The following is a 21,567-nucleotide window of genomic DNA, read 5'->3' as shown; positions in this document are numbered from 1 at the left end:
CGGGCGGCGGTGGAGGGGGCGGTCACGCGGTGCCGCCCTGGTCGGCGAGCAGGGCCGCCACCTCGCTGTCGGACAGGTCGGCCACCTCGGCGGCGATCGCCTTGTCGATCTCGGCGGCGAGGTCGGCGACCACCGGGTGCGCGAACAGCGCGCGCATCGGCACGTCGACCTCGATCTCGGCGCGGATGCGGGCCATGGCGCGCATGCCGCGCAGCGAGTTGCCGCCCAGCTCCAGGAAGTGGTCGAACGCGCCGACCTTGGCCACACCGAGGATGTCGGCGTACACCTCGGCCACCAGCTCCTCGGCCGGGGTGCGCGGGGCGACGTAGCCGCGCTCGGCTCGGGCCGGGGCGGGCAGGGCGGTTCGGTCGAGCTTGCCGTTGGCCGTCAGCGGGATCGCCTCGACGGCGATCACGTCGGCCGGGACGAGGTGCGCGGGCAGCACGGTCGGCAAGACCTCGGCCGCGGCGCCGGGGTCGCCGACGACGTAGGCCACCAGGCGCGCGTCGTCGGGGCTCTCGTCCTGGTGGGCGACGACGACCGCCGCGCGCACCCCCGGCAGGGCCAGCAGCGCGGCCTCGACCTCGGCGGGCTCGACGCGGATGCCGCGCAGCTTGATCTGCTGGTCGGCGCGGCCCAGGTACTCCAGCGCGCCGTCGGCGCGCCTGCGGACCAGGTCGCCGGTGCGGTACATGCGGGCTCCGGGCTCGCCGTACGGGCACGGCAGGAACCTGTCGGCGGTGAGGCCGGGCCGGTTCAGGTAGCCCAGCGCCAGCTGAGCGCCTGCCAGGTACAGCTCGCCGACGACGCCGTCGGGCACCGCGTTGAGCGACTGGTCGAGCACGTGGGCGTCGGTGTTCCAGGTCGGCCCGCCGATGGCGACCGGCCCGGGCGGCAGCTCGGCTCCCGGCGCGATGACGGCGGCGACCGTGCCGACGGTCGCCTCGGTCGGGCCGTACTCGTTGACCACGGTCGCGTCGGGGTTGGCCGCGCGCCAGGCGTGCAGCTGTTCGGCGGAGAGCCCTTCGCCGCCCAGAACGAGGTCGCTGCGCGGGGAGCGGGCCGCGTCCAGCAGCGACAGCTGGCCCGGAGTGGCCTTGACGAACGCGGGCGGCTCCGCGTCGGCGGGCTCGTCCAGGCCCGCCAGGCGGATGGCGCCGCCGGTGGTCAGGGCGCCGAGCAGCCCGGTGACGGTGAAGTCGAAGGTCACCGGGGAGTGCAACAGCACCGTGCCCGCGAGACCGGGGTAGGTGGCCCGCGCCCAGGCGAGGTAGGCCGCCAGCGCGCCGTGCTGCACGATCACGCCCTTGGGCAGGCCGGTCGACCCCGAGGTGTAGAGCACGTACGCCGAGTCGGCGGCGTCGACCGGAGACGCGGGCGCGCCTGCCTCGCCGTCGAGGGTGACGACCAGGGAAGGCGCGTCCGGGGGCAGCAGAGCCGCTGTCTCGGCGGTGGTGAGGGTCAGCGCCGGGCGCGCGTCAGCCAGCAGCGCGGCCAGCCGGGCGGGCGGGTGCTCGGTGTCCAGCGGCAGGTACGCCGCGCCGGACCCCAGCACCGCGAGGACCGCCGCGACCAGCTCGACCGACCTCGGCAGCGCCAGCGCCACGATGTCGCCCGCGCCCACGGACATCCGCGCCCGCAGGGCGTCGGCGTGAGCGTGCAGCTCGGCGTAGGTCAGCGACCGGCCGCCGTGGGTGAGCGCGACCGCGTCCGGAGTGCGCGCGGCCTGCGCGGCCAGCTGCGCGGGGACCAGGTCCACCGGCGCCTCGACGCTCTCGCCGCGCCCCGCCGCCAGCACAGCGGCGCGCTCGCGCTCGTCCATCAGCGGCAGCGCCGACACCGGCGCGCCCGGGTCGGCGACAGCGGCGGCGAGCAGCATGAGGTAGCGCCGCACGACGGCCTCGGCGCTTCCCCGGTCGAACAGCGCCGTGCGGTAGAGCAGGCGGCTGGTGCCGGTGGTGATGTCGAAGGCCAGGTCGTCCTTGGTGGTGCCCAGCTTGACCTGGTCGAAGCCGGAGTCGGGCACGAAGTTGAACGCGACCTGGAACAGCGGCTGCACCGCCGGGTCGGGTCGGCTCACCAGCTCGGCGACGATCGCCTGGAACGGGGTGTCGCCGTGGTCCATCGCCTCCACCAGCGCGCCGCGCACCCGGCCGACCAGCGTGGTGAACGCCGGGTCGCCCGCGACGTCGGCGCGCAGCACGACCGGGTTGACGAACATGCCGATGACCTCGGCCAGCTCCGGCCTGTCCCGGCCCGCGGTGGACACGCCGATGACGACGTCCTCGGAGGCCGACAGCCGCGACAGCAGTGCCGCGTAGGCGGCCAGCAGCACCATGTACGGCGTCGCCGACAGCTCCTTGGCCAGCGCGCCCACCCGGTCGATCAGCCCGTCGGGCATCTCGAACCAGACCTCGTCGCCGGCGAAGCCCAGCCGCTGCGGGCGGGGCCGGTCGGTCGGCAGCGCGATCACCGGCGGCGCACCCGCCAGCGTCGCCCGCCAGTGCCCCAGCTGCCGACGCAGCTCGTCGCCGGTGAGGGTGTCGCGCTGCCAGACGGCGAAGTCGGCGTACTGGATCTCCGGCTCGGGCAGCTCCAGCGCCGTGCCCGCCAGCGCGGCCTCGGCCCTGGCGTGGATCTCGCGGTCGAGGACCAGGTGCGAGCGGCTGTCGAACACCGCGTGGTGCACGACCATCAGCAGCGTCCACCGACGCTCACCGCGCCGCACCAGCTCCGCGCGCCACAGCGGTGGGCGGTCCAGCGGGATCGCCGTGCGCGCCAAGCGCTCGGCGTGCTCCTCGACGATTCCGGACTGCTCCTCGTGCGGCAGGTGCGTCAGATCGATGACCGGCGGGTCGACCTCGACGCGCTCGTGCACGACCTGGGTGAGCGCGTCCTGGTCCAAGGCGAAGTGGGTGCGCAGCGACTCGTGCCGCGCCACCACGTCGGCCAGCACACCGCGGACCTGCTCGACCGTCAGCCCCTCGGGCAGTTCGGTGGGGGTGGAGACGTTGTAGACCGGCGAGGCGGGGTCGAGCTGGTTGGCGAACCAGACCCGCTCCTGGGCGTAGGACGCCGGGAACGTCCACTGCTTGCTCATCTGCCCTCCCGCACCGACCGCGGACGCATGTCGGTCCACACGGCGTCGATGTGCGCCAGGCACTCGGCGCGCTCGCCCGCGAACCCGGTGGAGCGCCAGCCCGCGGGCAGCGGCCGGTCGACGGGCCAGACCGAGTACTGCTCCTCGTCGTTGACGACGACGTTCATGCTCGCGCTCATCACTCGCTCCCGTGCGGTTCCGCCATCGCCACGGCGATCTTGCGCGGCCCGGTGAAGGGCTCGCGGCCGTGCGCGGCGGTCATGTTGTCCACCACGAGGACGTCGTCGCGGTGGTAGTCGAATCGGGTGGTCGCCCTCCGGTAGGCGCCGCGGATGTGGTCGAGGACCTCGGCCGGGATCTCGCCGCCGTCGCCGTAGAAGGTGTTGGTGGGCAGCTCCTCCGGCGCGAACATGGCCCGCAGCCCCTCGCTCAGGTCGGCGGGGAGGGTGCTGACGTTGAAGAACGTCAGGTGGTTGAACCAGCGCGGCACGTCGTCGCCGGGCCGGACGTGCACGGCGCGGCGCACCGCCCGGGTGCGCAGGCCCTCCTTGCCCTGCCACTGGCACAGGATGCCGTTGCGGGAGCAGTACTCCTCGACCTCCTCGCGGGAGGTGGTGTTGAAGGTGTCCTGCCAGGCCGCGCCGAAGTCGGCGTGGAAGTTGCGCACCAGCATCCACCCGCGCTGCTCGAACTCGCGGCGCACCTGCGGGTCGATCAGCCGGTACACCTCGCGGATGTCGGCCAGCGGTGTCGCGCCGAGGCTGGTCGGCGGCTCGACGCAGTAGAAGAACAGCGTCAGCGGCCAGGCGGCCTGGTAGGAGTTCTCGTTGTGCAGGAAGATCTCCTCGTCCGGCGGGTAGTCGGTCGAGGTGTAGACGCGGCCCTTGATCGTGCTGCGCGGCGAGGAGCGCTCGGTGTAGAGCAGCGGTTCACCGGACAGAGCGCGCACGACGGCGTCGAAGCCGTCCACTCCCCCGATGTCGAAGCCGCGGAACAGCAGTGCGCCGCGCTCGGCGAGACCGGCCCGCAGCTCGGCGCGCCGCTCGGCGATGAGGTCGGTGATGCCGCGGCCGTCGGGCTCGACAAGCAGCGGGAGGGCCGTGCTCTCCAGGCTGGAAGCGCTGGTCTCCAGGTTGGTCATCGTGGGCGTCCTCTCAGGCGCGGGGAAGTCTGCGGATGGTCTGGGCGGGTTCCGGCGCGGGTTCGGCCTCGGCGCGCAGTTCCTCGATGCGCTCGGCCAGCCCGGCGACGGTGGGGATCTCGAACAGGCTGCGCATCGGCAGCCGCACCCCGGTGGCGGTGCGCAGGGCGGCGATGAGCTGCACCGCGACCAGGGAGTTGCCGCCCAGGGCGAAGAAGTCGTCGTGCACGCCGACCGCGGCCACACCGAGGCTGTCCTGCCAGGCGCGCACGATGACGGTCTCCAGCTCGGTCCGCGGCCCCGCGGACATGTCACCGGACACCGCGGTCGCGGTCTCCGGCTCGGCCTGAGCCGGGCCACCCGCGCGGGCGGCGAGTTCGGTGACCGAGATCGGCGTGATGACGACCTGCGGTCCGAGCCCGGCGGCCAGGCTGCGGTGAAACGCCTCGACGCCGTCGGCGGGGGCGATGTCGCCCGCCGACGGGTCGCGCCTGCGTGCCGGGCTCGGAGCGGCGGCCAGACCGCCGGTGACCGCGCCCTGGTCGACCCGGCGCAGCAGGAACTCCGACACCGCCACCAGCTCGCGCCCGTCGTCATCCACGATGGACAGATCCGCGACGACCACCTCGTCGCTGCTGGACGGGCGGTAGCGCAGGTGGCTGTGGAAGCGCTCGGGCAGCCGGTCGCGCACGACCACGCGGCCGTAGGACATCGGCAGGTAGGTGCCCGAGCCCCGGCCGGCGCCGAACGCGGTGGCCACGTCGAGCAGAGCCGGGTGCAGCACCCACTCGTCGCCGCGTGCCGCCTCGGGCGCGACGACGGTCGCGAGTTCCTCGTCGGCAGCCGACCGGTGCTCGTGCAGCGACGCCCAGCGCGGCCCGAAAGCCAGCATGCTCGTGCGCCCGGTGCCGAACCCGGTGCTCGCGTCCCGCTGCTCGGTGCGTGCGAGCACAGCGGAAAGGTCGAGCTTGTCACCGTCGGACTCGGTCCACTCGGCCGAGCCCGCGACGTGCTTGCTGACCACACCGCCGCGCCTGCCCTGCACCACGAACTCCGCGCTCGTCCCGGACACGGTCAGCTCGACCTCGTAGCGGGCGGCGTCTCCGTCCGGCACCGCGAACGGCTCCAGGAACGCGACGTCCCGCAGCGTCACCTGCCCGCTGCCGGGCACAGCGGCGGCGAACGCGGCCCGCACACATTCCAGGTGCGCGGTACCGGGTACGACGGCGGTGCCGCCGATGCGGTGCTCGTCAAGCAGCCAGTGGGTGCCCGGCGTGAGGATGCCGTGCGCGAGCGCACGCTCCCCGGTCACCTCCAGCTCCGTGAGCACAGGGTGGTCCACGGCGGACACGGTGCTCCGGGCGCCGGACTGGGCGAAGGCCGCGGTCTCCACGGCCATGCCCAGCTCGGCCCAGCCGCCCCAGTTCTGCGACAGCACCGGCGCCCGCCAGCCGCGGCCCGCCCGGGCGTGGGCGTCGAGGAAGGCGTTCGCCGCGCAGTAGTCGACCTGCCCGAACCCGCCGAGCACCGAGGTGACCGACGAGCACAGCACCACGAAGTCGAGGTCGTCGCCGCCGAACACCGAGGCCAGCGCGAGCGTGCCGGTGAGCTTGGGCGCGAGCACCCGCTCCGCGGCGGCGCGGTCCTTCACCTCGGCGACGCCGCCGCCCGCGACCCCGGCGGCGTGCACGATGCCGTCGACCCCGCCGAACGCCGCCAGCGCGGTCGCCCGTACCCGGGCCACGCTCTCGGCGTCGGTGACGTCGGCCGCCACGACCAGTACCTCCGCGCCCGCGGCCTCCATCCGCCGGATCGCGGCGATGGACCGCCCAATCCGCGAAGTGGGCCCGTCACCGTGCACCGCCAGGTGCGTGTCCCACTCCTGGCGGGGCGGCAGCCCGCCGCGCGCGGTGAGCACGAGCTTGGCCCTGGCGCGCACCGCCAGGTCCTCGGCGAGGGTGATGCCGATGCCGCCGAGACCGCCGGTGATGAGGTAGCGACCGCCCTCGCGGATGCCGGTGGCCGTGCCGGTCGGGCCGTCGGGGAGGCTCACCTCGTCGAAGCCGGTGACCCAGCGGCGGGTGGCGCGGAGCGTGACCTCGCGGTCGGTGACCGGCCTGCGCAGCTCGTCCAGCAGGGCGCTGTCGGTGTCGGCGTCGATGAGCCGCACGTCCAGGTCGGGCAGCTCGGCGGGCAGCACCCGTGCCAGGCCGTGGAGGGTGGCGTGCTCGGGGCGGGCCAGGTCGTCGCCGCGGACGTCGCCGATGCCGGAGCAGACCAGGTCCAGGCGAACACCCGAGGTTCCCGCAAGCGCTTGCACCAGACCCAGTGCGCTGTGGAAGCCGCGCTCCTGCGCCGCCCACACCGCGGCCGCGTCCTCCCCGGCGGGCTCGCTGTCGAGCGCGAAGGCGTGCACGACGTGGCCCGGCAGGTCCGCACCGAGCGCGGCGACCAGGGCTTCGTAATCGGCCCGCTCGCCGGGTCGGACGGAGAACCCGTCCGCGGTCTCGGCGAAGGATTCCCCCGCCCGCACCCGCACCGCGTCGAGACCCTCGGCGAGCGCGTCCGCGCGCGGACCGTCGCCGAACAGCAGCACCCGGCCCAGCTCCGCGCGCGGAGCCGTGGCGACCGCCTGCTTCCAGACCGGCACCGCGTACCACTCGGCCACGCCCCGCGGGCCCCGAGCGGTCACCGCGGCGGTGGCAGGGTCCGGATCGACCCAGTAGCGCTCGCGCTCGAACGGGTAGACCGGCAGCGGCACCCGACCCGCGCCTTCCGGGCTGGGCAGGGCCACCGGCACGCCGAGCGTCCACAGCGTCGCCGCCGCGGTGGCGAACACCGGCGGCTCGCCCTGGCCGGGCAGACTGGTCAGCGGGGCGAGGCCCCGCTGGGCTTCCTCGGCCCTGGCGACCTGCATGCGCGCCAGGCCCGCCAACTGCCTTCCAGGCCCGACCTCCAGCAGCTGCCACGGCCCGTCAGACGCCAACAGCGTGGCCACGCAGGCGCCGAAGCGCACCGGCCTGCGCAGGTGTGCGGCCCAGTACCCCGGGTCGGTGGCCTGCTCGGCGCTCAGCCAGTCACCGGTCACATTGGACAGCACCGGGACGGTGGGCGCGGCCAGCGGAACCGTGCGCAGGAACGCGGTGAACTCCTCAAGGATCGGGTCCATCATCGCCGAGTGGAAGGCGTGGGAGGTGCGCAGCGCCTTGGCTTTCACGCCCTTCTCCGCGAGCACCTCGGCGTAGGCGTCGACGGCGGCGCTGTCCCCGGCGACCACGCACGTGCCCGGCCCGTTGACGGTGGCGATGGACAGCCCGTCGGGCAGCTCGACCTCGGACTCGTCCTGCTGCACGGCCAGCATCGATCCGGTGGGCAGCGACTGCATCAGCCTGCCCCGCTCGGCCACCACGCGCAGCGCGTCCGGCAGCGCGAACACCCCGGCCACGGTGGCCGCCGCGTACTCGCCGATGGAGTGGCCCAGCAGCGCGGCGGGCCGCACTCCCACCGACTCCCACAGCCGCGCCAAGGCGTACTCGACGGTGAACAGCGCGGGCTGGGTGTGGCAGGTCTGGCCGATCAGGTCGGCGCCGTCGGTGTCGAGCAGCAGAGCACGCAGTTCCTCGCCGAGCACGGCGGCGCACTCGTCCACCGCGGCGGCGAACACTGGCTCGGCGTCGTACAGCTCCCGGGCCATGCCCGCGTACTGCGAACCCTGGCCGGAGAATAGGAACGCCACCCGCGGTTCAGCGGCGACCCCGGTGATCCGCCTGCGCTTGGCCGTCAGCGCGGCGGCGGCGTCGGCGGTGTCCTCGGCGACGACCGCGACCCGGTGCGGGAACGACGGCCTGCCCTCGCGCAGCGTGAGCGCGACGTCGGCGAGGGCCACGTCGGCGGAACCGAGGTGCCCGGCGAGTTGCGCGACGGCCTTGTCCAGCGCCTTCGCCGAGCGCGCCGAGACCTGCAGGACCTGCCGTCCCGGCTTCGGCCTCCGCACGGTCACCGGCGCCTGCTCCAGCACGACGTGGGCGTTGGTGCCGCCGATGCCGAACGAGCTGACCCCGGCCCGGCGCGGCGCCGCGCCGGGCTCCCAGCGGGTGAGCGAGTCGGCCACCCAGAACGGGGTGTCGGCGAAGTCGATGGCAGGGTTCGGCCGCTCGTAGTTGACCGTCGGCGGGATCAGCCCGTTCTCCATGGCCAGCACGACCTTGATCAGGCTGATGATGCCCGCCGCCTGCGACAGGTGCCCGATGTTGGACTTGACCGACCCGATGCCGCACCAGCCGCGGTCGGCGATCCCGTCGCCGTAGACCGCCGCCAGGGCGGCCACCTCGATCGGGTCGCCCACGGCGGTGCCGGTGCCGTGCGCCTCGACGTAGGTGACGGTGCGCGGGTCCACGCCCGCCATGCCGACGGCCTGCGCGATCGCCTCGGCTTGGCCGTCCTGGCTGGGCGCGGTGAACCCGACCTTGCCGCCGCCGTCGTTGTTGATCGCGTTGCCGAGCACGACGGCGCGGATGGTGTCGCCGTCGGCGATCGCGTCGGAGAGCCGCTTGACCAGCGCCACACCGACCCCGCTGCCCCACACGGTGCCGTTGGCGCCCGCGTCGAACGGCCGGCAGTGGCCGTCCGGCGAGGTGAAGCCGTCCATGCCCAGGTACCCGACACCGTGCGGCAGCTCGATGTTGACCCCGCCCGCGAGCGCCATGTCGCACTCGTGGTTGCGCAGCGCCTCGCACGCCAGGTGGAAGGCCACCAGCGACGTCGAGCAGGCGGTGTGCACCGTCAGGCTCGGGCCGCGCAGGTCGAGCTTGTAGGCGGGCAGCGTGCCCACGTAGTTGGGCGAGTTGAGGGTCGCCAGCGAGACCTGGTTGTACGGCGACGCGCCGATGGCGGCGTTGCGCAGCACGTTCTCCCACAGGTACTCGTTGCCGCCGGTGCCCGCGTAGACGCCGATCGGGCCGTCGTAGCGCGCCGGGTCGTAGCCGGCGTCCTGCAGCGCGGAGAAGCAGGACTCCAGGAACAGCCGGTGGTGCGGGCTGGCGACCTGCGCCTCCCGGGCGGACATGTCGAACAGGCCCGCGTCGAACTCGTCGAACCCGGTCACCACCGGGGCTGCGGCGACCCAGCTCGGATCGTCCACGTCGGAGGCCTTCGCGCCGCGGGCGACCTGCTCGTCGCGGGTGAAGCGGGTGACCGACTCGACGCCGTCGACCAGGTTTCGCCAGAACTGCGCGGTGTCCGCCGCGCCGGGGACCCGCGCGGCCAAGCCGACGATCGCGATCGGCTCTGCGCCGGGGGTGTCTTCGGGATGCGTCATCTGGGGTCTCCTTGGGCGCCACGGCGCGGGGCGGGTCGGGTCGGCCGGGGGCGGGCACGGCGGGCTGCGGCGCGCTCGGCTGCCCTGGTCAGCTCGGGACGGCTGCCGTCGCCGTCGAGGTAGCGGGCCAGGGCGCGGATGTTGGGGTGGCGGAACAGATCGAGCAGCGGGACGCGGCGTCCGGTGGCCTGGGTGAGCCGGGCGTGCACCGCGGCCATCGCCATCGAGTCGCCGCCGATGTCGAAGAAGTTGTCGCCCGGACGGGCGTCGTGGCCGAGCACCGTCGACCAGATCTCGGCGACCATGCGCTCGGTGTGCGTCTCCGGGCCGCCCGGACCCACCGCCGGCGCGGCGACGGTCGCGGCCATGGCTCCGGGTGCGGCGGTGCGCACCGCCGCGCGCGGCAGGTGCGCGGCCACCTCGGCAGCGGGCGCGTCCGGGGTGTCGGCGAGCGTGCCCGCCAGCTCAGTGAGGTCGGCGAGCAGCGCCTCGACCCGGGCTCTGTCGAACAGGTCCGGGTTGTAGACGGTCTCGACGGCGACTCGGTCCGGGTCGATGTAGAGGGTGAGGTCGAAGGGCGATCCCGGCTTGGCCACCCGCACGGCCTCGGCGTCGCAGCCGGTGAGCCGGGCTGCGGGCTCGGCGAATTCGAGCACGTTGACCAAGACCTGCACGAGCGGCGCCCGCGAGGGGTCTCGACCGGCGCCGAGCGCGGCGACGATCCGCTCCAGCGGCGCGGCCGGGTGCGCCACGGCGGACCGCAGTTCGTCGGCGGTGCGGGCGACGCGGTCGGCGAAGCTGCCGCCGCCGCGCAGCCGCAGCGGCACGGTGTCGATGAAGAAACCGACGGCGTCCTCGAACTCCGCCTGCCCCCGGTCGGCGATGACGAGGCCGACGACCTGGTCGCCGCGGCCGGTGAGCCGGTCGAGCAGTTCGCCGAAGGCCGCGGTGAGCACGGTCGCCGTCGTGGTGCCCATGCGCCGGGCAAGCCCGCGCACCGCGTCGGCTCCCGCGACGGCAGCGCCCGCCTCGGCTCCCCGGTAGCTGGGCGCGGCCGGCCGCTGCCGGTCCCTGGGCAGGTCGAGCACGGTCGGCGCGCCGCGCAGGTGCTCAACCCACCAGTCCAGGTCGGACTGACCGGTGAGGCGGTCGCGCTCGGCGCGCCATACCGCGTAGTCGGCGTACCCGGCGCGTAGCGGCGGCAGGTCGCGGCCGGCATAGGCGTCGGCGAGGTCGCGGTGGAACGCCTCCTGCGACCAGCCGTCGAAGACCGCGTGGTGGAAGACCAGCCCGAGGACGTGCTCGTCGGACCCGGTCCGGTACACCCGAGCCCGCCAGGCGGGTCCGGTGGCCAGGTCCAGCGGGGTGGCCCCGTCCCGGGCCAGTGCCGCGCCGGCATCGGCGACGTCGGCGGTGTCGATCACCACGAGGTCGACGGCCGCGGCGGCATCGCGGACGGCGTAGGGGACACCGGCGGTCTGCGGGATGCGCCAGCGCAGCACGTCGTGCCGGGTGGCCACCGCGGTCAGCGCCCGGCGCAGCGCGGACAGCTCCAGCGGGCCGCGCAGCCGGGTGGCGATCGCGATGTTGTAGGGGGCGCTGTCCGGGGCGAGCTGGTCCATGAACCACAGGCGCTGCTGCGCGGGCGAGAGCACCGGGGCGCTGCCGGTGGGCACGACCGGGCCCACCAGCGGCTCGGCCTTGGCCACCAGTTCGGCGATGCCCGCGACGGTCCGCCCGTCAACCACGGCTTCGACCGCGATCCGCACCCCCAGCCGCGCGCGCAGCGCGGCCACGATCCGCATCGCCGCCAGTGAGTGCCCGCCCTCGTCCAGGAAGTCGGAGTCCACGGCCGGGGCACGGCCGAGCGCGGCTGCCCACGCGGCGGCCACGGCCGCCTCGGTCGGGTCGGTGAAGCTCGTCGCGGACTCGGCGGCGGCGACCAGCTCGACGAGGGCGACCCGGTCGACCTTCCCGCTGGGCGCGAGCGGGAGCGCGGGAACCCGTAGCACCCTGGCCGGGACCAAGGCCGACGGCAGCCGCCGCGCGGCCAGCGCGACGAGGTCTTCAGGCGCGGTCTCCGGGGCGACGACGGCGATCAGCGTGTCGCCGTGGGCCACGACGGCGCACTCGGCCACGCCCTCGACATCGGCCAGCAGGGCCTCGGTCTCGCCGGGCTCGACGCGCTGGCCGCGGATCTTGACCTGCCGATCCAGCCTGCCCAGGTACTCCAGGCCCCCGTCGGGGCGCTGCCGCACGCGGTCGCCGGTGCGGTAGAGCCTGCCGCCCGGCTCGCCGAACGGGTCGGGGACGAACCGCTCGGCGGTCAGGCCCGGCCGGTCGAGGTAGCCCATCGCCACCCCGGGCCCGCCGATGAGGAGTTCGCCCTCGTTCGCGGGACGCAGGTCCTCGCCCACCACGTGCACGCTGTGCCCGCCGACGGCCGACCCGATGGGCAGCACGTCTTCGGAGCCGGTCGCCTCGTGCGCGGTGACGGCGACGGTGGTCTCGGTGGGGCCGTAGAGGTTGAGGAAGCGCCGGGGCCCGGCCCGCAGCCAGCGGCGGGCCAGCACGGCGGGTACGACGTCGCCTCCGCTCAGCACCACCGTCCACTCCGGAATCGAGTGCGGGTCCACGAGCGCCAGCACCGCCGGGGTGAGAAACCCCCAGTCGACGCCGTGGGCGACGGCGAACGCGGCGAGCCGGTCCGGGTCCGCGCGGTCGGCCTCGGTCGCGAGCATGACGCAGCCGCCCGCGACCAGCGGGACGATCAGGTCGATCACGGACGCGTCGAAGCCGATCGAGGACGCTGCCAGCGCCTTGGTGTCCGGGCCCGCCGCGGTCCGCCGCGCGCAGTCGACGGCGAAGGCGCGCAGGCTGGCGTGGGTGACCAGCACGCCCTTCGGGGTTCCGGTGGAGCCGGAGGTGTAGAGCACGTAGGCGACGTCGGAGGGCGTGGCCGCCGAGTCCCGCTCGCCCGTGCGCTCGGAAGGACCGTCCAGCACGGTGACCGCGCCGGAGTCCCGCACGATCGTCCGCCTGCGCGCCGCGGGCAGCGCCGGGTCCAGCGGCACGTACGCCGCACCGCTGATGAGCACCCCCAACAACGCGACGACGAGGTCCGGCGTGCGGGCCAGCCCCACGCCCACCCTGGCGCCCGCCGCGACGTCCAGCCCCTCGGCCACGCCGCACGCCCTGCGCCACAGCTCGGCATAGGTGAGGGTGGTGTCCCACTGCCGCACGGCGGGCGCGTCGCCGCGCTCGCGGACGCGCTCGGCGATCAGGTCGAGCACGGTGCTCATACCGCACCACCTCCGTAGCGGACGGGATCGGTGATCTGCAGGCGCAGCTCGCTGACGTAGGAATCGCCCTCGCCGTCGGCCAGCCAGGCCTGCTCCAGCGTCGGCAGCAGTTCGGTGAAGACGACCGACACCTCCGGCCCGCCTTCGGCGGCCGCGGTGCGCAGCATCGAGGCGAACACCTGGGCGTGCAGCGGCCCGGTGAAGTCGACGTAGCAGGGCTTGGTCTCGGTGCCGATCTTGGCGAAGACCCGCTCCGGCATCCCGAGGCGCGCGCGCACGGCCCGCACCGCGAGGTAGCGCTCGCGCTCGCCGGTCACCGTGGCGAGCCCGGTCTCGGCGACCGTCGTACGCCAGGTCTCGCGGGCCACGACGAGTTCGCCGATGGTGACCCTCGGGGTGTGCGCGGCGGGGGCGAGCAGCTTGAAGCTGTCCATGAGCTTGGCGCTCAGCAGGTCGTGGAACGCCTCCAGCAGCGGCCACGTCCCGCCGTCGGGCAGGACTACGACGAGTTCCCCGTCGATGTCCTCGACCAGGCAGGCCGTGCCGGGCACCGAGCGGTCGAGGTCGGCTCCGGTGGCGTCGCCGATGCCCAGCTCCCGGTCCAGCGGCCCGTCGAGGCCGTGGCGGGTGCGACCGGTCTGGCGGGGGAACTCCGCGGGCAGCAGGACCCGCAGCCGGGCGGGTCCGAGGTCGGCGTCGAGCCCGGCGCGCAGGGCGGCCTGGTCGGGATGCCATACCGAGAACAGCGCGCTGTCCACCGGCGTGCTGGCCGGGTGCAGCTCACCGAGCACGAACACGCACTCGCCGCGGTTGATGGCGTCGACGTCGGGGGCGGCGACCTGGATGTCCGGGCTGTGCACGCGCCCCGACGGCCACCCCGGCTCGGCGGCCGGGAACAGCTCCGCCGCCTTGGCGAGCGCGTCCGCCGAGGAGAGGGTTCCGCCGGCGCCGAACAGGACCGCGCAGCGCCGCGTGAACTCGGCGGCGACCGCGTCGGCGGGCTGGTTGTCGCCGGTGAACAGCAGACCCTGGCTCAGCGTCCACAGGTCCGACAGGCGCACGGGACCGGTCTGCTCGGCGTGCAGCTCGCGCAGTGCGGCCCCGATGACCGCGCCCAGCTCCGCGGTGAGCCAGCGGGCGGCGCGCAGCACCACGTCGAGCGGCTCGGCGATCCGGTCCAGCAGCGCGGTGCCGACCACCACATCGACGTCACGCGCGGTGTCCTCGTAGACGAGGGTGCGCCCGGCGTAGGTCCGGCCGCTGCGCCTGCGCGGCTGCACGCCGGTGATGGCGATGAACTCGGTGTCGAGCGCGGCGAGGCACTCCGCCAACGCCACAGGATCACCGGCGGCCCGCGCGACGCGGTCCCGCCCGGCGCGCAGACGGGCGAGCCCGGCTTCGGCGCCCGCCCGGACGGCGGCGTCGCCGATGGCCGCGATGCGCTCAGCCAGGACTTCCTCGGCGCGCGGGCTCAGCGGCAGCCCGGCGTCCCAGTGCAGCAGTCCGCGCTCGACGAAGCGGTCCAGCATCAGGTAGGTGTCTTCTGGCGTGCGCTGGATGCCCGCGTCCGCGACGTCTTTGGCGGGCCTGCCGTCGCACAGCGCCAGCACAGCGGCCTCTACTGCGGTCAGCGGGACCGGTGGCAGCAGCGGGACGACGGCGGACTGCCCCTCGACGCTGACGTGCGGGCGCGGGCGCACCGGCCACCACCGGCGCACCGCCACGTCCTCGGCCAGCCGGTCGGCGAAGGCCGCTACCGCCCACGCCTCGAAGAACACCCGACGGCCGCGCGGCGACGCGCCTCCCGGGGCCACGGTCAGCGGCGCGACGCCCTCCTCGACCCGCATCCAGCACACCGGACCGAAGAAGCCGATGGTCTCGCTCTTGCCGCAGTAGCGCTGCCAGTAGCGCAGCAGCGCCTTCTCCCGATCGCGTCGGCGCACGTTGCGCTGTGGCTTGCCGTTGACCAAGCCGTGCAGGGCGAGCAAGACCGACGGGTTCTGCCAGGTGACCGCCTCGCGCAGCAGCGGGTCCGCCGCCGTGGCGGTCGCGGCCGAGCCCGCGCGCTCCAGCGCGTCCGCGAACGCCTTGTCGAAGACCTCGCCCGTCACGGTGCAGTCGAGGGTGCCGTCGGCGAGCACGGCCAGCTCGTCGTCGGCGAAGCGGTCCAGCCCTGTGACGGGAAGCCCCGCCGAGCGCAGAAGCCCGTCGCGCCACACCAGCCATCCGGTGGCGCCGAGTTCGACCAAGTGCGCGCTCATCGGCCGTCCACCATGTGCAGCCGCAGCTCGGAGGTGTAGCGCCTGCCCTGCGCGTCGGGCACCCACGACTGCTCGGGGGCGGGCAGCGCCTCGCTGATGGTCAGGGACACCTCACCGCCGCCGTGGGTCGCCGCGGAGCGCACCATCGCGCACAGCGAGAGGGCGAAGACCGGCGCGGTGAAGTCGACGTAGCACGGCTTGGTCTCGGTCCCGATCTTGACGAACACCTTCTCGGGCAGGCCCAGCCGCGCCCGCAGCCGCCGCACCGCGAGGTAGCGCTCCGATTCCCCGCTCGCCTCGGTGAGCCCGGAGTCCGCGGCGGTGAGCCGCCACGTCTCGCGCGCCACGACCAGCCGGTCCACCGTGATCCGCGGCGTGTGCGGGGCGGCGGTCACCAGCTTGAACGCGTCGACGGCGTGGGTGGCCAGCAGCGCCGAGAACACTTCCAGCAGCGGCAGTCTCCGGCCGTCGGGCAGCACGGCGGTGTCGCGCTCGACGCGCACCGCGGTCGCGGGCAGCAGCCGCTCGCGGTCGGCTCCCGGCGCCGCCGCGAAGGCCAGTTGCAGGTCGGTGGCCCCGACGAGGCCGTCTCCGAGGCGGCCGGTGCGCCGCGGCCAGTCGGCCGGGAACAGCGGCCGGACCCGCTCACCGCCGAGGTCCTCGGCCAGTCGATCCCGGAGCCTGGCGGCATCGGGGTGCCAGGAGGCGTACACCGGGCAGTCCAGGCTCGCCCAGGCGGTGTGCAGCTCACCGAGAACCACCACGTGGTCACCCTGGTTGAGCTCCTCGACCGAGGAGGCGCAGAACTGCAGGTCCGGGCTGTGGATCGCGCCCGCCGACCATCCGGTCTCGCGGTCGGGGAACGCCTCGGCGGCCCCAGCGGCGAGCTCGGCGGTGGTGAGGTCGATCCGCGCGGTGTCGGAGATGCCGAAGAGCCGGGCCCAGCGCGCGGCGAAGTCCGCGGTGACCGCGTCGACCGGACGCGGACCGTCGCCGTAGAACAGGCTCTGGGCCAGGAACCACAGGTCGGCCAGCGAGACCGGCCCGTCGCCCGCGAGGTCGTCGTACAGCTCGGCGAGCGCGGACCGGTAGGCGTCGGCCAGCGCGCCGGTGAGCCAGCGCGCGGCGCGCAGCAGCAGGGCCAGCGGTTCGGCCACCGCGTCGAGCAGCTCGGTGCCGACCACGACATCAAGGTCGCGGACGGTGTCCTCGTAGACCAGGGTGCGCGCGGCGTAGGTCTGACCGCCCTCGCGATTGGCCGCCCGGCCGGTGATGTCGGTGAACACCGCGTCCAAGGCGGTCATCGCCTCGGTCAAGGCGCGCGGGTCGCCCGCGGCGGCGGCCACGGCGTCGCGGGCGGAGGTGATCCGGTCCACGGTCGAGGACGCGGACTCGCGGACCGCCGGGTCCCCGATCGCGGCGATGCGCTCGCGGAGCACGGTTTCGGCGTTCGGCCCGATGGGCAGGTCGGCGTCCCAGGTGAGCACATCGCGCTCGACCAGTCGCTCCAGCAAGAGTTCGGCGTCGCGCACCTGCTCGGCGAGCGCGGTGAGCACCGCGCGGGCGGGCCTGCCGTCGCACAGCTCGATCGCGATCGCCTCGGCCGGGCTCAGCGGGAGCGGCGGCCTGGCGGGCCTGAGCACGTGGCGGTCGCGGACCGTCAAGTGCGGCGCGGGCCGCGGCGGCATCCAGGCGCGCACGGCGGGGTCCGCGCACAGCGCCTCGCCGACGGCGGCCATCGCCCACGCCTCGAACCGGACCGCGCGTCCGCGCACCAGAGCGGGGCCGGGCGCGGCGGTCAGCGGCTGTGCACCCCGAGCGATCCGCACCGGAAGCTCGGGCCCGAAGAACCCAATGGTCTCGTTCTTGGCGCAGTAGCGCTGCCAGTAGCGGCCGACGACGAGACGCTGCCTGCGCCGGGTGGAGGCCCGCCGCGACATCCCCTGAGCGACAAGCCGGGCCAGCTCGGCGTTCTGCCACGTCAGGGCCTCGGCGAACAGGGGGTCCGCGATGACCTTGTTCAGCCGCTCGTCGGTGCGCTCCAGCGCCGCGGCCAAGTGGTCGGAGTAGGCGCTTGCGTCGCCGCCGGCGAGAACGGCGTCCGCGGCTTCGGCGACGTCGGGATCGGCGAACCACTGCAGCCCCTCGACGGGGAACCCCGCGGTGCGCAGCTCGGCGTCCGGCCAGACCGACCACTCGGTGTCGCCGAGCCGCGGCCTGTCGTCGGGCCGGACTGGAAGGATCTCCGCGCCGATCGCCGCCAGCAGGGCGGCTTCGTCGTCGTGGAGGAAGAAGTGGCCGCCGTCGAACCGGCGGATGGTGAAGTCGTCGGTGTGCTCGGCCCAAGCCGCCGCCTGCTCGACGTCCACCGCCTTGTCCCGCGCGCCGTGGCAGGCGGTGATCGGCACTGGCAGCGGCGGTTCCCCGGTGTGGACGTAGTCGTCGATCCAGGCGAAGTCGGCGCGCAGGGCGGGCAGCAGCAGCTCGACCATCTCCGGTGAGGCGGCTACGTCGGCGGGCAGGCCGCCGCCGTCGACCAGTCTGCGCACCAGTTCCTCGTCGTCAACGCCAGAGAGCCCGTCGAAGATCGTCGCCGCGGTCAGGTGCGGCGCGCGGCAGCCACCGACGACGAGGCGGACCGGCAGCGCCTTCCCCGTGCGGCGCAGTTCGCGGACGACCTCGTAGCCCAGGCGGGCACCCATGGAGTGCCCGTACAGCGCGAAGGGGCGGTCGGCCCGCTCGGCGAGCGCGGCGGCGATGTCGGCGACAGCGAACCTCGGGTCGTCCTGGATGCGCCGCTCACGGCCAGGCAGCGCCAGTGCGTGGACTTCGATCCGCGGTCCGGCCGCTCCCGCCCACGCGGCGAACGCGGAAGGCCCCGCCCCCGCGTACGGCAGGCAGAAGAGCTGGACGTCCGCACCGGGGCGCGGGACGCGGTTGACGAACCAGTCCACTAGAGAACTTCCTTGCCTGGCGGGTCGATCCAGTAGCGGGATCGCTGGAATGGGTAGGCTGGGAGCGGAACGCGGCGCACCGGCTGGCCGTCGAACTCCGCCGCCCACTCGACATCCTGACCCGACATCCATTGGGAGATCAGGGATTTCCTACTTTGGTAGGACGACGTCCCCACCAAAGTAGGATCGACTTCGTACTTTCGGCCGAGGCGGGCGGCCAGACTTTCCGGTCTGCTGGAGTCATGAGCTTCCTCGATCGCCGCGTCCAGCGCGGCCAGCACCGTCTCATCCGTGCACACGACAGCCACGCGGCTGTCGAACGCCCTTCGCCCCGTCGCCAGCGTGTAGGCGACGTCAGCCACGCGCGGCGCATGCTCGGCGATGTGCTCGCGCAGGTTCACCAGAGCCTGCGCGAGGGCACGCGGGTCACGTGCCGAGACCGGCAGCACCCACACGCGGCGGTCGACTTCGCCAGGAGAATCCTCTTCGGACTGCTGAACCAGCACGTGCGCGTTGGTCCCGCCCACGCCGAAGGAGCTCACCCCGGCGACCCGCCTGCCCGCGGGCCAGATGCTCACCTTCGTCGGCACGGTGAAGGGCCCGAGGTCGACATCGGGGTGCGGCGCGGTGAAGTGCAGGCTCGGCGGGATGAGCCCGTGCCGCACGGCGAGCACCGCTTTGATGAGTCCGGCGATGCCCGCAGCCGCGTCGAGGTGGCCGATGTTGGTCTTGACCGATCCGAGCGCGCAGCGCTCGACATCACCGAAGACATCGGTGAGCGCCGCGACCTCGATGGCATCGCCCAGCGGCGTCCCGCTCCCATGCGCTTCGACGAAGCCGACGTCGCCCGCGTCGATCCCGGCCGCAGCCAGGGCGTCGGCGATGGCCTCGGCCTGACCGGTCGGGCCGGGGACGGCGAACCCGGCCCGCTCCGCGCCGTCGTTGGTGACGCCCCACCCAGGAAGCACGGCGTAGACGTGGTCGCCGTCGGCGAGGGCGTCGGAGAGCCTGCGCAACACGACGACACCGACCCCGGAGCCGTAGCCGGTGCCCGCCGCGGCTTCGTCGAAGGCTCGGCACCGGCCATCGGGGGAGGACATCCCGCCCGCGCGGTGACGGGGCCACACCACCGCCACTCCACCGGCCAGCGCGGTGTCGCAGCGGTAGTCCGCCAGGTTCTGCGCCGCTTCGCACACCGCGACGAGCGCGCTGGAACAGGCGCTCTGCACCGCCATCGCCGGGCCGGTCAGGCCGAGTCGGTAGGCGATCTGACCGGGCAGGTGGTCGGCTTGGTGGCGGCCGAGCAGCCTGCCTTCCCAGTCGTCGGGGTCGATGCCGCCTGCGACCGCCGGATTGTCGAACAGGTGGTAGAGGAAGTAGCGGTTGACCGACGCGGAGGCGAACACCCCGACCCGGCCCGGTTCGCGCGCCGGATCGTGGCCCGCGTCCTCCAGTGCCGACCACGCGGCCTCCAGGAACAGGCGGTGCTGCGGGTCGGTCGTCTCGGCTTCCGCCGGGGTGAAGCCGAAGAAGGCCGCGTCGAAGTCCTCGACGCCGGGCAGCGCGCCGTGGCCGCGGACGTGGGCGGGGTCGGCGCGCAGACCGGGACCGATGCCCAGGGCGGCCAGCTCGGCGTCGGTGTGGTCGTGAACGGAGTCGACTCCGGCGCACAGGTTCCACCAGAACGTGGCGGCGTCCGGCGCGCCGGGGAACCGGCAGGAGAGTCCGACGACAGCGATCTGATCAGGGCCATCCTGCGCCTCGTTGGAGGTGTCGCCCGTCGGGTCGGTCACGCCGCGGTCCGCTGGGCGGGTCACCGCGTCGAGGTACCGGGCCTGGGCCGCGACCGTGGAGTGTTGGAACAGCCGGGCGATGGGGATGTCGCCGCCGGTGTCGGCGGCGAGCCGCGACCGCAGGGCACCGAGGGTCAGCGAATGACCGCCGGCGTCGAAGAATGCGACGTCCAAGTCCACCGAGGCGACGCCGAGCACGGCGCACCACGCGTCGTGCACGACTCGCTCGGTGTCGCTCATCGGGCGACCAGGCGCGGCGGTGGCGGGCTCGGGCAGGGCGCGCTCGTCGACTTTGCCGGTCACGGTGAGCGGGAACGCGGCGACCGCGACCACGGATTGGGGTACGCAGTGCGGCGGGAGGACCTCGGCGATGGCGGAACGCACGGCTGCGGGGTCGGCGTCGGTGGACTCGACGTAGCCGAGGAGCCGTTCGTCGCGGACGATCACCCGGGACCGGGCGCCGCTCGCGGCGGTCAGCGCGGCTTCGACCTCGGCGGGTTCGACGCGGTGGCCGCGAACCTTGAGCTGGCGGTCCAGCCTGCCGAGACACACCAGGGAGCCGTCGGGGTCGCGCCTGCCGAGGTCGCCGGTCCGGTAGGTGGGGGTGCCGTCCGGATCGACGCCGAAGCGGTCACCGGGGCCGCTGAGGTAGCCGCCCAGCAGGTTCTGCCCGGTCACGACGAGTTCGCCGTCGGGCGCGAGGCGCACGTCGAACCCGGGCAGCGGGAAGCCGATGGGAACGGGTCCGTCGGTGTCGGGCAGGTCGGCCGCGGGAACGCGGAACTGGGCGGCGAAGGTGACCTCGGTGGCTCCGTAGCCGTTGACGAACAGGCAGTCCTCGCCGAAGACGGCGATGCCTCGGCGCAGGTCGGACCAGGCAGCCTGCTCGCCGCCGAGCAGAACGGTGCGGACGGCGGGCAGTCGCACTCCCGTGTCGAGCAGGTAGCGGTACAGGGTCGGCGTGGAGTGGTAGACGGTGACTTCGTGCTCGGCCAGCAGGCGGGCGGTGTCGGCGACGCCTACGGCGCGGACATCGATCGGGACGACGGTGGCACCGGTGAGCAGGGCGGGGAAGAGATCCGGGATGGCGGCGTCGAAGGAGAGCGAGGCCAAGAGGCTGAGCGAGTCGCCGGGGCGGATGCCGAGGGTGGCGATCTGGTTGTCCACGACGTGTCGGAGGTTGTCGTGGGTCTGCGCGACGGCCTTCGGCACTCCGGTGGAGCCGGAGGTGAACAGCACGTAGGCGGCTTCGCCTGGTTCGGCGGGCGTCAGGGGACTGTCAGGGAGGTCATCGATCCTGATGCCGGGCAGTGCGGTGGACGCGTCGGTGAGCACGGCCGAGAGCCCGGCCGTGGCGGCCATCTCGGCCCGTCTTCGGGCGGGGAACGCGGGGTCGAGCGGGACGTAGGCCGCGCCCGCGGCCAAGGCTCCCAACACGCCCGCGATGGCCCGCGGACCGTGCGGCAGGGCGATGCCGATCCGGTCGCCAGGGGCGATGCCCGTCAGGGCGCGGGCGATTCCGCCCACGCGCGCGGCGAGCTGCGCGTAGGTCATCGGATCGGCGCCGCCGATCGCGACCGCGTCCGGCCACCGCAGCGCGGCGTCGGCGAACCCCTGCACCACCGTCGGTCTCATTCGCGGGTCCGGCCCGGGCCATGGCATGCCATGCCGGTCGCCGGCCTCCCCTTCCCCCTGCAGC

Annotated in this window: 8 protein-coding genes; all 8 read right to left on the bottom strand. The window is 74.3% G+C overall.

The window, feature by feature from the left end; translation table 11 throughout:
* Positions 1 to 22: 22 nt before the first annotated feature.
* From ACFPM7_RS09620 to ACFPM7_RS09585, 8 genes are read right to left on the bottom strand one after another with little or no spacing between them, the layout of a single operon-like run.
* Positions 23 to 3,100 (bottom strand): non-ribosomal peptide synthetase, encoded by a 3,078-nt coding sequence (locus tag ACFPM7_RS09620; protein WP_378246093.1) that lies wholly within the window; start codon positions 3,098 to 3,100, stop codon positions 23 to 25.
* Complete coding sequence (locus ACFPM7_RS09615) at positions 3,097 to 3,279, bottom strand: MbtH family protein (RefSeq protein ID WP_378246091.1); 183 nt, start codon at positions 3,277 to 3,279, stop codon at positions 3,097 to 3,099. The genes ACFPM7_RS09620 and ACFPM7_RS09615 overlap by 4 nt, the downstream gene beginning before the upstream one ends.
* Positions 3,279 to 4,241 (bottom strand): TauD/TfdA family dioxygenase, encoded by a 963-nt coding sequence (locus tag ACFPM7_RS09610; RefSeq protein WP_378246089.1) that lies wholly within the window; start codon positions 4,239 to 4,241, stop codon positions 3,279 to 3,281. Before ACFPM7_RS09610 ends, ACFPM7_RS09615 begins: the two co-directional genes overlap by 1 nt.
* A 13-nt stretch (positions 4,242 to 4,254) precedes the next feature.
* Positions 4,255 to 9,558 carry a type I polyketide synthase gene (locus ACFPM7_RS09605; RefSeq protein WP_378246087.1) on the bottom strand — a complete coding sequence of 1,768 codons (5,304 nt, stop codon included), beginning with the start codon at positions 9,556 to 9,558 and terminating at the stop codon, positions 4,255 to 4,257.
* Entirely contained in the window at positions 9,555 to 12,860 is a 3,306-nt protein-coding gene (locus ACFPM7_RS09600) for an acyl carrier protein (protein WP_378246085.1), read from the bottom strand. Before ACFPM7_RS09600 ends, ACFPM7_RS09605 begins: the two co-directional genes overlap by 4 nt.
* Positions 12,857 to 15,121: a lantibiotic dehydratase gene (locus ACFPM7_RS09595; RefSeq protein WP_378246083.1), complete on the bottom strand. Its 2,265-nt coding sequence runs from the start codon at positions 15,119 to 15,121 to the stop codon at positions 12,857 to 12,859. Before ACFPM7_RS09595 ends, ACFPM7_RS09600 begins: the two co-directional genes overlap by 4 nt.
* Positions 15,118 to 18,075, bottom strand: a complete 2,958-nt coding sequence (locus tag ACFPM7_RS09590; RefSeq protein ID WP_378246081.1) for a thioesterase domain-containing protein — start codon at positions 18,073 to 18,075, stop codon at positions 15,118 to 15,120. Before ACFPM7_RS09590 ends, ACFPM7_RS09595 begins: the two co-directional genes overlap by 4 nt.
* Positions 18,075 to 21,503 carry a beta-ketoacyl synthase N-terminal-like domain-containing protein gene (locus tag ACFPM7_RS09585; RefSeq protein WP_378246079.1) on the bottom strand — a complete coding sequence of 1,143 codons (3,429 nt, stop codon included), beginning with the start codon at positions 21,501 to 21,503 and terminating at the stop codon, positions 18,075 to 18,077. Before ACFPM7_RS09585 ends, ACFPM7_RS09590 begins: the two co-directional genes overlap by 1 nt.
* Positions 21,504 to 21,567: the final 64 nt, after the last annotated feature.

The organism is Actinokineospora guangxiensis, from assembly GCF_042657845.1.
In the GTDB taxonomy this organism is placed as follows: Bacteria; Actinomycetota; Actinomycetes; order Mycobacteriales; family Pseudonocardiaceae; genus Actinokineospora; species Actinokineospora guangxiensis.
Note: the sequence above shows the minus strand (reverse complement) of the source record. Positions and strands in the feature narration are given on the sequence as shown.

Coding starts and splice junctions, on each gene's coding strand:
- ACFPM7_RS09620 (WP_378246093.1), bottom strand. CDS start 3,100: ATGAGCAAGCAGTGGACGTTCCCGGCGTCCTACGCCCAGGAGCGGGTC.
- ACFPM7_RS09615 (WP_378246091.1), bottom strand. CDS start 3,279: ATGAGCGCGAGCATGAACGTCGTCGTCAACGACGAGGAGCAGTACTCG.
- ACFPM7_RS09610 (WP_378246089.1), bottom strand. CDS start 4,241: ATGACCAACCTGGAGACCAGCGCTTCCAGCCTGGAGAGCACGGCCCTC.
- ACFPM7_RS09605 (WP_378246087.1), bottom strand. CDS start 9,558: ATGACGCATCCCGAAGACACCCCCGGCGCAGAGCCGATCGCGATCGTC.
- ACFPM7_RS09600 (WP_378246085.1), bottom strand. CDS start 12,860: ATGAGCACCGTGCTCGACCTGATCGCCGAGCGCGTCCGCGAGCGCGGC.
- ACFPM7_RS09595 (WP_378246083.1), bottom strand. CDS start 15,121: ATGAGCGCGCACTTGGTCGAACTCGGCGCCACCGGATGGCTGGTGTGG.
- ACFPM7_RS09585 (WP_378246079.1), bottom strand. CDS start 21,503: ATGAGACCGACGGTGGTGCAGGGGTTCGCCGACGCCGCGCTGCGGTGG.